This is a genomic window from Amycolatopsis sp. TNS106 (assembly GCF_019330265.1).
Taxonomy (GTDB): Bacteria; Actinomycetota; Actinomycetes; order Mycobacteriales; family Pseudonocardiaceae; genus Amycolatopsis; species Amycolatopsis lurida.
On record NZ_CP024972.1, the window covers coordinates 2,632,399 to 2,647,141 of the forward strand.

General features: G+C 70.5%; 14 protein-coding genes. 12 read left to right on the forward strand and 2 right to left on the reverse strand.

The window, feature by feature from the left end:
• Positions 1-45: 45 nt before the first annotated feature.
• Positions 46-1,620 carry a choice-of-anchor A family protein gene (locus tag CVV72_RS11880; protein ID WP_255632642.1) on the reverse strand — a complete coding sequence of 525 codons (1,575 nt, stop codon included), beginning with the start codon at positions 1,618-1,620 and terminating at the stop codon, positions 46-48.
• Between the two features lie 177 nt (positions 1,621-1,797).
• Between CVV72_RS11880 and CVV72_RS11885 the strand changes: the two genes are divergently transcribed.
• Positions 1,798-2,760: a permease gene (locus tag CVV72_RS11885; protein ID WP_219152489.1), complete on the forward strand. Its 963-nt coding sequence runs from the start codon at positions 1,798-1,800 to the stop codon at positions 2,758-2,760.
• Entirely contained in the window at positions 2,757-3,404 is a 648-nt protein-coding gene (locus tag CVV72_RS11890; RefSeq protein WP_219152490.1) for a TIGR03943 family protein, read from the forward strand. Before CVV72_RS11885 ends, CVV72_RS11890 begins: the two co-directional genes overlap by 4 nt.
• On the opposite strand, the gene CVV72_RS11895 is transcribed toward CVV72_RS11890, so the two are convergent.
• Positions 3,405-4,313, reverse strand: a complete 909-nt coding sequence (locus CVV72_RS11895; RefSeq protein WP_219152491.1) for a helix-turn-helix domain-containing protein — start codon at positions 4,311-4,313, stop codon at positions 3,405-3,407. It abuts the gene before it with no gap.
• A 193-nt stretch (positions 4,314-4,506) separates the two neighbouring features.
• Between CVV72_RS11895 and CVV72_RS11900 the strand changes: the two genes are divergently transcribed.
• The 10 genes from CVV72_RS11900 to CVV72_RS11945 all read left to right on the forward strand — a co-directional run bounded on the left by CVV72_RS11900 (position 4,507) and on the right by CVV72_RS11945 (position 14,665).
• A complete protein-coding gene (locus tag CVV72_RS11900; protein WP_219152492.1) occupies positions 4,507-6,630 on the forward strand; it encodes a metallophosphoesterase in 2,124 nt (707 codons plus the stop codon).
• A gap of 15 nt (positions 6,631-6,645) precedes the next feature.
• Positions 6,646-7,860, forward strand: a complete 1,215-nt coding sequence (locus tag CVV72_RS11905; protein WP_219152493.1) for an MFS transporter — start codon at positions 6,646-6,648, stop codon at positions 7,858-7,860.
• Complete coding sequence (locus CVV72_RS11910; RefSeq protein ID WP_219152494.1) at positions 7,857-8,756, forward strand: hypothetical protein; 900 nt, start codon at positions 7,857-7,859, stop codon at positions 8,754-8,756. Before CVV72_RS11905 ends, CVV72_RS11910 begins: the two co-directional genes overlap by 4 nt.
• Complete coding sequence (locus CVV72_RS11915; RefSeq protein ID WP_219152495.1) at positions 8,753-9,781, forward strand: hypothetical protein; 1,029 nt, start codon at positions 8,753-8,755, stop codon at positions 9,779-9,781. The genes CVV72_RS11910 and CVV72_RS11915 overlap by 4 nt, the downstream gene beginning before the upstream one ends.
• A gap of 8 nt (positions 9,782-9,789) precedes the next feature.
• Complete coding sequence (locus tag CVV72_RS11920) at positions 9,790-10,893, forward strand: sensor histidine kinase (RefSeq protein WP_219152496.1); 1,104 nt, start codon at positions 9,790-9,792, stop codon at positions 10,891-10,893.
• Complete coding sequence (locus CVV72_RS11925) at positions 10,886-11,956, forward strand: histidine kinase (protein WP_219152497.1); 1,071 nt, start codon at positions 10,886-10,888, stop codon at positions 11,954-11,956. Before CVV72_RS11920 ends, CVV72_RS11925 begins: the two co-directional genes overlap by 8 nt.
• Positions 11,935-12,591: a response regulator transcription factor gene (locus CVV72_RS11930; protein ID WP_219152498.1), complete on the forward strand. Its 657-nt coding sequence runs from the start codon at positions 11,935-11,937 to the stop codon at positions 12,589-12,591. The genes CVV72_RS11925 and CVV72_RS11930 overlap by 22 nt, the downstream gene beginning before the upstream one ends.
• A gap of 100 nt (positions 12,592-12,691) precedes the next feature.
• Positions 12,692-13,237, forward strand: coding sequence for a hypothetical protein (locus tag CVV72_RS11935; protein WP_219152499.1), 546 nt, complete (start codon positions 12,692-12,694; stop codon positions 13,235-13,237).
• A gap of 142 nt (positions 13,238-13,379) precedes the next feature.
• Positions 13,380-14,003, forward strand: a complete 624-nt coding sequence (locus CVV72_RS11940; protein ID WP_219152500.1) for a hypothetical protein — start codon at positions 13,380-13,382, stop codon at positions 14,001-14,003.
• 230 nt (positions 14,004-14,233) lie between these two features.
• Complete coding sequence (locus CVV72_RS11945; protein ID WP_219152501.1) at positions 14,234-14,665, forward strand: SRPBCC family protein; 432 nt, start codon at positions 14,234-14,236, stop codon at positions 14,663-14,665.
• The last annotated feature ends 78 nt before the right edge of the window (positions 14,666-14,743 follow it).

The window sequence follows — 14,743 nt, forward strand, 5'->3', positions numbered from 1 at the left end:
ACGTCGCGAAAGTGGCTTTCACGACACGCTCGCACCGGACAGCGTCTAGGACTCGCGGCGCCTCGACCGGATCGTGAGCGCCACCAGCGCGCCACCGGCGAGCAGCAGGAACAGTCCGGCGACCAGCAAACCCCGGACCTCGCTGCCGGTCGAGGCCAGTGGGCCGCTGTCGGACGGCCCGCCACCCGGCGCGGTGCCGCCCGGCTGCCCGGGCGTGGTGGTCACCGTGACCCCGGGTCCCGGGGTCGTGGTCGTGGTCCTGCTGCCGGTGGTGGTCGGCGCGGTGCTGCTCGAGCTCGACGACGGCGCGGAGCTGCTGCTCGTCGGGCTCGACGACGTCGCGCTGCTGGAGGAACCCGACGACGTCGAGCTGGTGCTCGTCTGACTCGACGTCGTGGTCGAAGTCGGCGTCGTGGAGGTCGGCGCTGTCGACGTGGAAGTCACCGAAGTCGGGCTGGTCGTGGTCGAGCTGCTGGTCGTAGTGGCCGAGCTGCTGCTCGTCGTAGTGGAGCTCGACGACGAGGCCGAAGAGGACGAAGACGAAGAGCTGCTCGGCGTCGTGGTCGGCGAACTGACGCATTCGGGCAGGTCACCGTTGAACGGGTAGGCGTGGAACTCCTGTCCGCCACCGCCGGTCGCCTCGGAGGTGTGCACCAGCGAACCCGTGGTGAAGAAGCGGCCGTTCATCCCGGAGGCGGTGATGGTCGCGGTGCTTCCCGGCTCACCGATCAGCACGCTCCCCTGGAACTGGGCGCCCCCGGCGATCTTCACCGCGGTGGCGTCCGGGAAGTTCCACAGCAGCCGCTCGCGCAGCTTGTTCAGCGGGTCCCGGTCGTCGAGGTCGCCGGTGTAGGTGTTGATCGTCCGGGCGGCTCCCACCATGTTGACCAGGATCGTCGCCCCCGCCGGGATGCCTTCGAACTCGATCCCCTGCATGCCGCCGGTGGCACCGGTCAGGTCGAAGTCCACGGTGAACACCTGCAGGGCGGATTTCCCGTCCCCGGTGAACAGGGTGCGGTATCCCTGGTTGACCGCCGTGCCCGTGGCCGGACGCGGCGTGGTGCCTTCCCGTGCGTAGCACTTGCTCGCCACTCGAAGATCCTCGCGCAGGCCCACATAGGGTTTCGCCGCGTCGGGGTCCTTTTCGAGCTTGCCGATCACGGTCCCGGTGACGGTTCCCGCGTGCCGGACGACGCCGCCGTCGGCGAGCAGCCGCTGCTCCGCCGCGACACTGACGTTCCCGCCGGTGGTCAGGAAGTCGGCGCCGTCCGGTGGCGGGACCCGCGATCCGACACCGGCGACGCCCACGTTGTAGATGGAGGACGCGCCCGCTCGTTTCGCCATGTCGAAATCACCGAGGACGACGACGCGCCCTTCGGCTTCCGCGGCGGCTTCCCGTACCTGGAATTCGCCGCCGACATAGACGTTGATGCCGTTGTCCCGGCCCGCGTAGTCCTTGTTGTTCACCGGTGGGTACACATCGGGACAGGCCGGGCCGACGCACGGTCCCAGGCCGCCCGGTAACGGGGCGGCGACCGCGCCGTCGGCGACCACGAGCGCCGCCACGCACACCGCGGCGGCGGCACCGGCAGAAAGAGAGGCGAACCGCCTTGCACGCATGCGGCGATTCTTGTGCCCATCGGCCGTCCGAACACAATCGGAATGCGGAAATACCCCCGACCGGGCGAGGCGGGTAACCCATACCCATTCGTGGCCGTCCAGCGTTGTCCAGACAACGGAATTCCAGGTGGAACGCGAAATCCCTAGAGTCTTGCGGGACGATGGGAGGTTCGCCACATGACCGGCACCGGAGTGGGCAGGCGCACCGGTTCGGTGGAAGTGCTCGCGGGCCTTCTCGTTCTCGTTCTGCTGCTCCGGGGCCCGCTCGACGACGTCCTCGGGACGCCGATCGTGCAGACCTGGACGACGGTCTTCGTTTCGATCGTGCTCCAGGCCGTTCCTTTCCTCACCTTCGGGGTGATCCTTTCCGCCGCGATCGCGGTCTTCGTGCCGCGGGAGTTCTTCGCGAAAGCCCTCCCGAAACATCCGGCCCTCGCGGTTCCGGCGGCCGCGGCGACCGGAATGGTGCTGCCGGGGTGCGAATGCGGTTCGGTCCCGGTCGCCGGCGCGTTGGTGCGCAAGGGGGTCACCCCGGCGGCGGCGCTGGCGTTCCTGCTCGCCGCCCCCGCCCTCAATCCGGTCGTGCTGGCCGCCACGGCGATCGCGTTCCCGGACCAACCGTCGATGGTCTTCGCCAGGGCGGCGGCCGGGCTCGCCGCCTCGGTCGTGATGGGCTGGCTGTGGCTCGGCCTCGGCCGGACGGAGTGGATCAAGCTGCCCGAACACGTCCACGACGGCCCGCGCTGGCGGGTGTTCGCCGGCGCGGCAGGCCACGATCTGGTGCACGCGGGTGGATTCCTGGTCATCGGTGCTATGGCGGCGACGACGCTCAACGTCCTGATCCCCGGCCGCTGGCTCCAGGCCGTCGCGGACCATCCGGTGCTCGGTGTCCTCGCGCTGTCCCTGCTGGCGGTCCTGTTGTCGATCTGCAGCGAAGCCGACGCCTTCGTCGCCGCCTCGCTGAGCCAGTTCTCCCTCACCGCCCGACTGGCGTTCCTCGTGGTCGGGCCGATGGTCGACCTCAAGCTGTTCGCCATGCAGGCCGGCACCTTCGGCAGGCGGTTCGCCGCCCGGTTCGCGCCCGCCACGTTCGTGGTCGCCCTCGGCTGCGCGGTCGTGACCGGGACGGTGCTCTGGTGAACCGCACCGCCGCGACCGTCGTGCTGCTCCTGCTGGGCGCGGCCGTGGTCAAGGTCTGCCTGACCGGCCAATACCTGCGTTACGTCAAGGAAGGGCTGTGGCCGTTCCTGCTCGCGTCCGGTCTCCTGGTCGTGGTGCTGGCGGCGGCGAACCGCCATCGCCATCCGAAGGTGGCCTGGCTGCTCCCCTTGCCGGTCCTCGCGTTGCTGCTGGTCGCCCCACCGCCGCTCGGCAGCTACGCGGCGGGCAACGCGGGCACGGCGCTGACCAGATCCGACGAATACCCGGCCCTGCCCGACGGTGACCCGGTGAAGGTCACCGTCCTGGACTACGCCTCCCGAGCGGTGTTCGACGAAGGCCGGTCCCTCGGTGCCAGACGGGTCGTGCTCACCGGTTTCACCGCCGCCGGGCCGGACGGCGCGTCACTGCTCGTCCGGATGATCCTGACCTGCTGCGCCGCGGACGGCCGCCCGGTGAAGGTCGTGCTGGACGGCCGGGTCCCGAGCGCGCCCGACACCTGGATCGAAGTCACCGGCACGTTCCGGCCCGGGTCGGTGGTGGACGCCGTCAACGGCGAACGCATCCCGTTCCTGAAGGTCGAAAACGTCGTACCGGTGGCCGCGCCCGAACGTCCTTACGAATAGTCAGGACCAGCTCCATTGGATCCCGTACTGGCCGGGGAGCGGGTCGAGGGTGATGAACTGGAAGGTGCTGGTCTCCCGGTCGAACTTCGCTTCGCCGCGTTCCTCGCGTGGCTGCCCGCTGCGCGGCTGGAAGAACGCGGTGCAGCGTTTCGGCAGCCGTGCGGGGTCGAACGCGAGCTGCACGACGATGTCCCGCGCGGGCCGGTAGAGCGCGATCTGCGCGTGCCGGTTGGTCTGTCCCGGCGGAAACCGGACCCCGAACTCCACCGAGGCCAGTTCCCCCGCGGCCAAGGTCCGGTCGAGCGCGAATTCGAAGACGCAGGTGGACGACGGGACGTCCGCGCGGAACCGCGCCGGGCGGCAGCCTTCGGTGAACAGCACCATCGGCGGTTGCGTGATACTGGAGCACCGGCTCACGAACACGAACCGCGAGGTGCCGTCGTGATCGGCGCGGACCAGCCGCCGGACCCGGATCGATTCCTGGTGCCCGTGCCCGTCGACGCGGTAGCACACGTTCTGCGAAATCCGGTGCGGTGTATCGAGTTCGTCCGGCGTCGCGTCCATTTTGGCCAGTGCGCGCACCACTTCCTCCGGCCGCCGCCACACCTGGTCGTAGGGCAGGGCGTCACCGGTGCGGCTCGTCCAGCGGCCGCGGGGACGCCGCGGTCCGAGCAACCCGGTCAGTGTTCCGGGAGGCTGGCCGAGAATGGTCTCCAGCGCGGTCACCGCGGCGAGTGAACTGGCCCGCTCCGGGCGGTTTTCGCCATTCTGCCAATAGCTCAGCGCACTGATGCTGACCGGCGTGTCCTGCGCGCGCAATCGGCGGCTGATCTCGCTGAGACTCAGCCCGCTGCGTTCGATCGCGGTGCGCAGTGCGGCACCGAATTCCGCCGGAGCGAGACTCGTCATGAAAGCGCAGCGTACCGTCCGGAACGCCCGACTTTCGTCGGGTGAACGGGGTCCCGTTCAGAGTTATCCAGCGCCCCGGTGACTTTTCGTTGACGCTCCTCCGGCCGTGATTAGGGTCGGAATCGTCGGAAGAATCCCGAATCGCCGACGACTCGCACGTCCTCCCGCCGATGACCGAAGAGGATGATTTCCCATGCGCTCGAACACAAGACGATGGCGCCGCCGGACGCTGGCCGTCGCGACCGCCACGCTGGCCGCCGGGGCCTTCCTGGTCGCCGCGCAACCCCAAGCGGGCGGAGCCGCGCCATTCGCCGCGCCCGAAGTGGCCGATCAGGTTCCACAACTGACGGAGGCCGGGGTCACCGCCGGCGCCGCCTCGGTCTCCGGCGCCGGCGCGTCCAACTTGGCCACCCGCTCCGTCTGCGCGCCCGGCGCGCAGTGGCTGCGAGTCCGGTTCACGGAGCTTTCGCTGCGCGGAGAGGACTCGGTGACGCTCACCGGCAGCCACGCGGGCGCGTTCACGCTCACCGCGCGGAACTGGCCGGGCAAGGCGTTCCACACCCGCGCGTTCGAAGGTGACTGCGTGCGGGTTTCGGCGGCACTGTCCGACCCCGCGAGCCGGTTCGCCATCGACGCCTACCAGGCCGGGGACCGGCCGCTCGCCTCGGCGACCACGACCGTCGCGGCGGTCGGCGACGTCTGCGGGTCTTCGTGCAACCAGACCGCGCCGCTGATCGAGAACATGAATCCGCAGGCGCTCATCCTGGCCGGGGACAACGCTTACAACTCGGGCACGCTGTCCGAATACAGGAATACCTACGACCCCCATTACGGAAAGTTCAAAGCCATCACCTACCCGACACCGGGCAACCACGAGTACAACACCTCCGGCGCCTCGGGCTACTTCGACTACTTCGGCGCGCGCGCCGGGGAAAGAGGCAAGGGCTACTACAGCTTCGACGTCGGCGATTGGCATTTCGTCGCGCTCAACTCCAACATCACCCGGAGCACCGGCTCCGCGCAGGAGACCTGGCTGAAGAACGACCTGGCGGCGAGCACCAAACCGTGCACGGCCGCGTTCTTCCACCACCCGCGGTTCAGCCGCGGCTCCCACGGGGACGACACGTCGGTGAGGCCGTTCTTCCAGGCGCTCTACGACGCGAAGGCGGACTTGATCGTCGTCGGCCACGACCACAACTACCAGCGGTACGCGCCCTCGCGCCCGGACGGCACCCGTGACGACGTGAACGGCGTCCGCGAGTTGCTGATCGGTACCGGCGGCCGGGGTTACTACAACTTCGATCAGTCGTCGGCCGCCGTGCAGGAAGCGGGCAACACCAACACCTTCGGCGTCGGGAAGCTGACACTGAGCGCGACCGACTATCGCAGCGACTTCGTGCCGGTTTCCGGCCGCACCTTCACCGACACCGCGACCGGCAAATGCAAGAAGGGCGTCTCCTCCCCCGCCTTCTCCGTCGGCACCAGCCCGTCGTCGGTGTCGGTGAAACCGGGCGGGACGGCGTCGGTGACGGTGAACGTCGGCAGCACCGGCGGCTTCAGCTCCGCGACCGCGCTGTCGGTTTCGGGCCTGCCCTCGGGAGTGACCGGCACGATCTCGCCGTCGTCGGTCACCCCGCCCGCCAACGGGACCACGACGGCGACGCTGACCTTGACCGCGTCGGACACCGCGACCGGCTCGGCGACCGCCACGGTCACCGGGTCGTCGGGTTCCGCGACCCAGACCGCGAAGGTCTCGGTGAGCGTCGGTTCGGCAGGCGGTGAGGCGTTCGCGGACGATTTCGAGACCGACAAGGGCTGGCGGCTCAACGCGGCCGGCGCCGACACCGCCACCTCGGGCAAGTGGGAACGGGGCGATCCGGAGCAGACCACGTCGACCTACAGCAACCAGGTCAAACAGCGCGGCGACACGACCAGCGGCGCGAACTGCCTGGTCACCGGACGGCTGGCCGGTTCGGAGTACGGCGTCAACGATCTCGACGGCGGCGGTTCGTCGATGGCCTCGCCGTCGTTCACCGTGCCGGCGGGCGGGAAGCTGACGTTCTCCTACACCTTCGCGCACGGCGACAACGCCACCTCCGCCGATTACCTGCGGATCCGCGTGCTCGACGGCACGACGTCGGCGACGGTGTTCGAGAAACTCGGCTCCGCGACCGAAGTCGCGGGCGTCTGGCAGACCGCGACCGCCGACTTGTCGTCCTTCGCCGGGCGCAGTGTGCGCCTGCTGGTCGAGGCGGCCGACGCGAGCACCGCGTCGCTGTGGGAGTCCGCGGTCGACGACGTGCGCGTCACCGCGTAACGCGGGAAGGCGGACATGTACCTCTCCACGATCCGCTCCGCCGACCCGGCCCGCCCGGGAGGCCGTGCCAAGCACGCGGTGTCGAGCACCGTCATCGGCCTGGGCGTGGTCAGCCTGATCACGGACGTGTCCGCCGAGATGGTCACCGCCGTGCTGCCGCTCTATCTCGTGTACGGGCTCGGCGTCGGTTACCTGCAGCTCGGTGCGATCGACGGGCTCTACACGGGCGCGACGGCGCTGTTGCGGCTGACGGGCGGCTACTTCGCCGACCGCCTCGGCCGCCCGAAGGCCGTGGCCCTGGTGGGCTACGGCCTCTCGGCGGCGGCCAAACTCGCCTTCCCGGCGGCCGGGTCCTCGCTCGGCGCGATCGGCCTCGTGATCGGGGCCGATCGCGCGGGCAAGGGCATCCGCACCGCGCCGCGGGACGCGATGATCACCCTGGCCTCACCCGCCGACGGCCTCGGCCGCGCGTTCGGCGTCCATCGGGCGATGGACACGGCGGGCGCGCTGCTCGGGCCGATCGTCGCGTTCGGCCTGCTGACCGTGCTCGTCGGCGACTATCCGGCGGTGTTCGGGGTGAGCTTTTGCCTCGCCATGCTCGCGGTGATCGTGCTGGCCGCGTTCGTCCGTGCCCCGGCGGGGACGGTCGAACGGTCGCGCGTACGGCTGCGAGCGGGTTTCGCCCTGCTGCGGCAGCCCGGGTTCCGCGGCACCTGCCTGGCCGCGGCGCTCCTCGGGGTGTGCACGGTCGGCGACATGTTCCTGTTCGTCGGCGTGCAACGATCCGCCGGGTTACCGCCCGGTGCGCTTCCCTTGCTGCCCTTGGCGACGGCGTTGGCCTTCATGGCCTTGGCGTCCCCGGTCGGGCGGCTCGCGGACCGGCTGGGCCGCTGGAAGATGTTCCTCGCCGGCCACGTTCTCCTGCTCGCCGCGTACGTCGTGCTGGCCGCTTCGGCGAGTGGCTGGTTCGTCGCCGCGGTCGTCCTGGCGGCACACGGCGTGTTCTACGCGTGCACGGACGGCGTCCTGATGGCGCACGCGGCGCCGCTGGTGCCGGAACCGGTGCGCGCCACCGGTCTCGCGATCGTCCAAACAGGACAAGCGCTGGCCAGGGCGGCGGGTGCGGTGGTGTTCGGCGCGCTCGCGGCCGGAACGGCGTTGCGGCCCGCGTTCGCGGTGTTCGCCGTGGCGCTGCTGGTGTCGGTACTGGCCGGAACGAGGATCAAATGAAGCGGACCTGGGTGGGTGTCGTGGCGGTCGTGCTGACCGTGGTGGCCGGTGCGGTCTTCGTCGGGCTTCGCACCGGCGACGCGGCGCCGGAGCAGCAGCTGGACCTCGCGCGCGGTGGCCTGCTGTACGTGGACGAGTCGGGCCGGGTCCGCCAAGACGACCGCGTCGGCCCCTCCTGTCAGCGGGTGGACGTCGCCGCGGGCACCCTGGCGTGCTTGCGCGCGACGGCGGTGCCCGACCAGGCCGAGCTGGTCGTCACGAAACCCGGAGCCGGACCCCGGCTGATCTCGGAATGGGGACTGCCGTCCCGGGTCCGGGTCTCCCCCTCCGGCCGGCTGGTGGGCTGGACGGTGTTCCGCTCCGGTGACTCCTACCTGGGCGGAGTGGGCACGTTCTCCACCACCGCCGGGATCTTCGACCTGGAGACGGGGAACCACTACGGCTCGCTGGAGGACTTCGCGCTCACCGTGGACGGAAGGCCGTACCCGGCCGCGGACCTGAACTACTGGGGGGTGACCTTCGCCCGGGACGATCTGACTTTCTACGCCACCGCCAGGTCCGCGGGCGGCACCTGGCTGGTTCGCGGCGACCTGCGGACCAGGACACTGACTTCCCTGCGGCGCAACGTCGAATGCCCGTCGCTCTCCCCCGACGGCACCCGCGTCGCCTACAAGTTCCGTGACGGCGACCGGTGGCGGCTGCATGTGCTCGGCCTCGCCGACGGCCGCGACGTCCCGCTCGCCGACCCCGCGCATCTGGACGACCAGCCGCAGTGGCTCGACGACCGGACCGTCGCCTACGGCCGGGACAAGGCGATCTACGCGGTACCCGCCGACGGCACCGGTGCGCCCGCGCTCCTCCGCGCGGGTGCGTCCTCCCCCGCGGTGGTGCGGTGATCCCCCGCGACTGCACCCTCACGGGTCTGGCCCTCGCCGTGCTGGCGGCCGTCGTCGTGGTGGCCCTGCCCGGGCCCGCCCCGGAGGCCGAGGTGCCCGCCGCCCCCGCGCTCACCGACGTCTGGCCGGAGGCCCGGCTCACCGCGATCGCCGTCACCGGTGCTCCCTACACCCCGCTGGCGTTCCTCGATTCCGGCCTCTCCGCCGGGGTGACGCGGGCCGACGACGTCGTCCGGCTCATGGTGGGAGATCGCGTGCTCCGAGAGGTCCCGCCGTCGGGCTCGCCCCGGTTCGTCCTCGCCGTGTCCCCGGACGCCCTGGTGTGGCTGGAACTGTCCGACATCACCGGCACGGGGACGCTGTGGCGGGCCGGGCCGCACGGCGAGGACCCGGTACCCGTCACCGCCGACACCGGGCGGGTCGTGCTCCTGGACTCCCAGTACGACCTCGTCGTGCGCGACGGCCTGGCCGGCTGGGCGGCCGTGCGGGGCGACGCCACCGAGGTGCGGACGGTGGCGTTGTCCGGCGGTCCGGTCACCCGGGTTCCGCTGCCCGGCCGGTACTCGCTCACCACGTGGCCCTTCGCGACGGCGGCAGCGGTCGAGGAGGCGGGACCGTCGGAACTCGTGGACCTCCGCGACGGCCGCGTCACGAAGGTCGACGGGCAGAGCGTCGAACTGGTCGACTGCACCCCGTCCTGGTGCCGCGTCCAGGTGCTGCGCCAGAGCGGGACCGCGCGGCTCGACCTCATGAGACCCGACGGGTCCGAGCGAAGACGGGTCGGCGGGAAGGGGATCCGGCCCGCGTTCGGCGACGTCGTCGTGCTCGACCGGTACGCGGTGGTGGTCGACGACGACCGCGGCGTGCTCGCCCTCTACGACACCGCCACCGGCCGGATGGCCGACCTGGCGGCGGAGTTCGGCACGGTCCTGGCGCGAGGGCCGTTCGTCTGGTGGTCGGAGGGCGGGAACGAATCCCTGACCTGGCAGGTACTGGACCTGCGCACGCTCAAGGCATCTGTTTGACTGCTGCCGTGCCGTCCGATCGTGAGACCTCCGTCGAAGCGGAGTTCTCACGGGTGGTCGGCCGGTTCGCCGGGCCGGCCAGGGGCGCCGGGTTGCTGGTGATCAGTGTTTTCGGGGTGCTCGCGACGCCGTCCGGGGCGCTCCCGCTCGCCTTCGGCCTGCTCGTGCTGGCCGTGGTCACCGCCGTGGCCGAGCATCTCGTGGGGAAGACGGGCCGGGGCAGGCCGGTGGCGTTCGCGCTGACGCTGGTGCGCGCGGCGGCCATCTGCGGCACCCAGTTCCTGACCGCGCCCGAAGCGGCCGAGCTGAACCAGTGGGCGCTCAACGTCCTCACCATCACCGCGATCACCCTCCAATGGGAATGGCCGCCGAAGGTCACCGTGCCCGCCATCGCCTGCCTGCTGGCGATCGAGGTCGTGCCTCTCGGCTTCGAGGACGGTTCGCCAGTGGTGACGCGGGTGCTGATCGAGGCCACCCTCGCCAGGGTCGCCTTCCTCCTGCTGTCGCGGACGACGCGCCGGATCGACGATCTGCGCGAGCGCCGTGCCCGGCTGACCCGGGAGGAATCCCTTGCCGTGCAACGACGGCTGCAGGAACGCGAGTATCTGGCCGTCCTGCACGACACGGCCGCGGCCACCTTTCTCACGGTGGCCCAGCGCGGCGAAACGACGGAGCCGTCCGAGGTCGCCGGATACGCCCGCCGCGATCTCGCGATCCTCACCGGCGAATCCGGGCCCGGCAGCGTCGTCGACCTCGAGACCTCGTTGCGCGGCGTGCTCGCGCAAAGCCCGGTGAAGGTCGAAACGCGCTGGTCTCCGGTCGCGCCGATCCCGGCGTCGGCGGCGCTCGCGATGGTCCGCGCCGTGCGCGAGGCGCTGGTGAACGTCGACCGCCACTCGGGGGTCGGCGAGGCCCGGCTGACGGTGGAAGACGGGGTGCGCGTGACCATCCGGGACGAAGGCCGCGGTTTCGACCCGGCGAAGACCCCCGCCCAGCGGCGAGGTGTCCGTGGCTCGCTCGTCGAACGCATGGCCGCGGCGGGCGGCCGGGCCGAGGTGACCTCCGCGCCGGGTGCGGGGACCACGGTGGAACTGGTGTGGCCACATGAATGAGACCGCGGACCGGGTGCTCGGCGGCTGCCGGATCGCGGTGCTGCTCGCGACGGCGGCGATCCAGCTCGGGCTCAGCCTGACCCGGCTGGACGACACCCCCGGCCGGATCGCGTTCGCCGCGCTCGCCGTCGTGCTCGTCGTCGCGGCGTGGTGGGTGCTGCGCTGGAAGCCGGTCCCCTGGCCGGTCGCGGGCGCGGGTGCGACCGTGGTCCTCGCCGCCTCCGCGGTCGCCATCTGGACCCTGCCCCCGGACCGGCTCCTCGGCGACGAGGACTGGGCGTCCGGCCTCGCGGGCTGGCATCTGCTGGTGCTGCTCCTGGACCGCCCCGCGGTCGTGATGGCCGCGCTCGTCCTCCAGATGACGCTCACCTTCGTCCGGCAGATCGGTGCCGCGCCCACCGATCGCGGGGAGATCGGCAGTGTGGTGATCGCCGGGCTCAGCGTGCTCGCCTTCCAGGCCGCGACGCTGGCACTGATCAGGGTCGTCAACCGGCGGGCGGGCGAAGCCGCGGAGGCTTCGGCCGAACGCGACCGGCAGGCCCACCGCAAAGCGCTCGCGGAGGAACGGGAGGCCGACCAGCGGAGCCGGTTCGCCGGGCAGCTCGGCGCCACCCTGCCGCTGCTGGCCGGACTTGCCGACCGGACGCTGGACCCGCGTGACGACGCGGTCCGGCAGCGGTGCGCGCTCGCCGCCACGCAACTGCGACGGCTGTTCGCGGAGAACGACGACGTCCCCGATCCGCTGCTGCACGAGGTCTCGGCCTGCGTCGATCTCGCCGAGCGGCGGGGCTTGACCGTGACACTGGCGGTCAGCGGTGAAGCGGCGTCCGTCCCCACCTCCGTGCGCCGCGAACTGACCGGTCCCCTGATGACCGCGCTGGCCGCCGCCCGGACGCGGGCCAGAGTCAGCGTCCTGCGCGCCGGTGATGAGATCCGCGTCGCGGCGATCACGGACGGTGAACCCGGGCGGACGGCGAACGGATCGGGCGTCGTCGACGTCGAATGGCACGCACTGGGAGAACGATCGTGGATGGAGGCGAAATGGCGTTCGCGACCGAACTGACCGCGGTGGTCGTCGACGATCATCCGGCCGTACGGGCCGGGGTCGTGCACTGGCTGTCGTCGGGCACACCGCCGGTCACCGTCGTGGCCGAGGGCGAGGACGTGCGGGCCGCGTGGATCGGCGAGGGCGCACAGGCCGACGTCGTCATCCTCGACCTGCACTTGAACAGCACCACCCCGGCGATGGGCGATCTGCGGCGGCTCACCGAGGCGGGCCGCCGCGTCGTCGTCTACTCGATGCGGGCCGACGACGAGACGGTCCTGCGGTGTCTCGAACTCGGCGCGCTCAGCTACCTCACCAAGTCCGAAGGCGCGGAACATATCCTGGAAGCCGTGCGCGCGGCGGCGGCCGACCGGTCGTACACGCCGCCGTCCTTGGCGGGCGCGATGGCCGGGGACCGCTCCGAACGGCGTCCTGCCCTGTCCGCGCGCGAGACGGAAGTGCTCATCGAGTGGTTCCAGTCCGAGTCGAAGGACTTCGTCGCCCATCGGCTGGGGATCTCGCCGAACACGGTCAACTCGCATCTCGAGCGGATCAGGGTCAAGTACGCCCAGATCGGCAGGGAGGCCCCGACCAAGGCCGCGCTCGTCGCGCGGGCGATCCAGGACGGGCTGATCGGCGTAAGCGATTTGTGATCGGGCGTGGTGCGAACGGCCCACAGTCGCCGCGCCCGGTTGCGGCTACGGTGCGTGACGAGCACGCCGGTACAGATTCGGCGGGAGTCCGAGGAGATCCATGAAGTCCGCCCGTACCGCCATGATCGCCACCTGCTGCGCCGCCGCGCTGCTGCTTTCCGCCTGTGGCGAGGAGGGCGGGAAGACCGTCAGAGCCGACGGCACCATGGCTCCCGGCAGCGAGCTCAAGGTCGGCGAACGCGGCGTCGTCTCGTTCAGCGACGCGGGCAAGGCGGGCACGATCGCGATCACCGTCAAGTCGGTCGAGATCGGCCCCAAGGAGGATCTCGCCAAGTTCAAGGACAAGGGCGAGGGGTCGCTTCCGGTCTACGTCCGGATGGTGATCGAGAACGTCGGTGGCACGGACCTCGCCGACACCTCGGTGTCCGTGCGAGCGGTGGACCCGAACGGCAAGGGCACCAAGGTGATCATGGCCGGCGGCACGCCGGCCTGTAAGGGAGAGCCGGCGCCGGCGACGTTCACCACGGCGGGCGCGACCTACGAAACCTGCGACACCGAAGGCGTCAAGGACGGCGGCGAGGTCGGCGGTGTGTCGTTCGTCGACGGCGACGGTTACCAAGACGACCCCGTCACCTGGAAGAAGTGAACACGGCCCCATTGGGCCGAACAGCGTAACCGTTTCGTGATCATTCATGGTGCGAATGGCCCACACTGTCTTACTCCCTCATCGACTACGGTGCGTGGCGAGAACGCCGGAGCAGGATTCGGCGGGGAGTCCGAGGAGATCCATGAAGTTCGACCGCATCGCCCTGTCCGCCACCGGCTGCGCCGCCGTGCTGCTGCTTTCCGCCTGCGGCGGCAAGGAAGAGAAGGGCAGCCCCGCTCCCGCGCCGTCGCCCGCGCCGACGTCGGCCGCGGCGTCCTCGCCCGCGACCAGCGGCACGGTGCCGGTCTCGAACGCGGACGCCACCGCGCCCGGCACCGCACTGAAGGTCGGCGAGCGCGCCGTCGTCCCGTTCAAGTACGGCAACGACAAGTCCGGCACCATCGCGATCACGGTCAAGGCGATCGAACTCGGCCCGAAGGAAGACCTCGCCTCCTACGGCGAGAAGGCCAAGGGCATGACGCCGGTGTACATCCGGATGACGGTGGAGAACGTCGGCGGCACCGACCTCACCTACAGCACGGTCCGGATGCGCGCGGTCGGCCCGGACAACAAGAGCACCGGCGTGATCATCACCGGTGAGACCCCGAACTGCCAGTCCGAGTCGGCGAAGAAGGACTTCAAGACCGCCGGCGCGACCTACGAGACCTGTGAACTCCAGGCCATCCGTGACGGCGGCGAGGTCGGCGGCGCGGAGTTCAACGACGGTGACGGGTACAAGGACGACCCGATCGTCTGGAAGAAGTAAGCCCGTGAGCGCGTGAAGGCCCCTCCCTCGGGACGGGGCCTTCACGCGCTTCGGCCCATGTCCCGGGGCCGGTTTCGGTCCGGTGTTCCCAATGTCGCGTTGGAGACGCTCAGTGTCCCTGATGCGACATTGGGAACACCGGACCGCGGCGGCGACTCGTACGCCACCTTTGACTACCCCTCAAGAGAACCACGCTGCGAGTCCAGGTTCTCCTGCGTACCGTCGATGTGATGGTCCATGTGCACCGGACGATCACCGTCCGAAACCCCGCCCAGACCGTCGTCGGCTATCTGCAGGACTTCGCGCACGCCGAGGCGTGGGACCCCGGCACCGTGTCCTGCACCCGCGCCGACAGCGGCCCGATCGCCGTCGGATCACAGTGGCACAACGTGTCCGAGTTCCGCGGCAAGAAGACCGAGCTGACCTATCGCCTCGAGCGGCTGGAGCCGGGCCGGATCGTTTTCGTCGGCAGCAACAAGACGGCCACGTCCACCGACGATCTGACGATCTCCGAAGAAGACGGCACGACGACCGTCAGCTACCACGCCACCATCGAGTTCCACGGGCTGGCGAAACTCGCTGATCCGTTCCTGAAGCGGCAGTTCGAGAAGATGGGCGACGAACTCGTGCCGGCGATGAAGGCGACTCTCGAAGCGCTTTGACGGCTCGCTCGCGACCTGCGATTCGCGTCAGGACCACGACGGTCCGTGAAGGCCTCCTTCACTACCTTCAGGCGGGCA

Excerpts from the sequence above, each read along its gene's own strand:
- CVV72_RS11935 (WP_219152499.1), top strand. The coding sequence starts at position 12,692 with ATGAAGTCCGCCCGTACCGCCATGATCGCCACCTGCTGCGCCGCCGCG.
- CVV72_RS11900 (WP_219152492.1), top strand. The coding sequence starts at position 4,507 with ATGCGCTCGAACACAAGACGATGGCGCCGCCGGACGCTGGCCGTCGCG.
- CVV72_RS11885 (WP_219152489.1), top strand. The coding sequence starts at position 1,798 with ATGACCGGCACCGGAGTGGGCAGGCGCACCGGTTCGGTGGAAGTGCTC.
- CVV72_RS11930 (WP_219152498.1), top strand. The coding sequence starts at position 11,935 with ATGGCGTTCGCGACCGAACTGACCGCGGTGGTCGTCGACGATCATCCG.
- CVV72_RS11945 (WP_219152501.1), top strand. The coding sequence starts at position 14,234 with ATGGTCCATGTGCACCGGACGATCACCGTCCGAAACCCCGCCCAGACC.
- CVV72_RS11910 (WP_219152494.1), top strand. The coding sequence starts at position 7,857 with ATGAAGCGGACCTGGGTGGGTGTCGTGGCGGTCGTGCTGACCGTGGTG.
- CVV72_RS11895 (WP_219152491.1), bottom strand. The coding sequence starts at position 4,313 with ATGACGAGTCTCGCTCCGGCGGAATTCGGTGCCGCACTGCGCACCGCG.
- CVV72_RS11905 (WP_219152493.1), top strand. The coding sequence starts at position 6,646 with ATGTACCTCTCCACGATCCGCTCCGCCGACCCGGCCCGCCCGGGAGGC.
- CVV72_RS11925 (WP_219152497.1), top strand. The coding sequence starts at position 10,886 with ATGAATGAGACCGCGGACCGGGTGCTCGGCGGCTGCCGGATCGCGGTG.
- CVV72_RS11880 (WP_255632642.1), bottom strand. The coding sequence starts at position 1,620 with ATGCGTGCAAGGCGGTTCGCCTCTCTTTCTGCCGGTGCCGCCGCCGCG.
- CVV72_RS11940 (WP_219152500.1), top strand. The coding sequence starts at position 13,380 with ATGAAGTTCGACCGCATCGCCCTGTCCGCCACCGGCTGCGCCGCCGTG.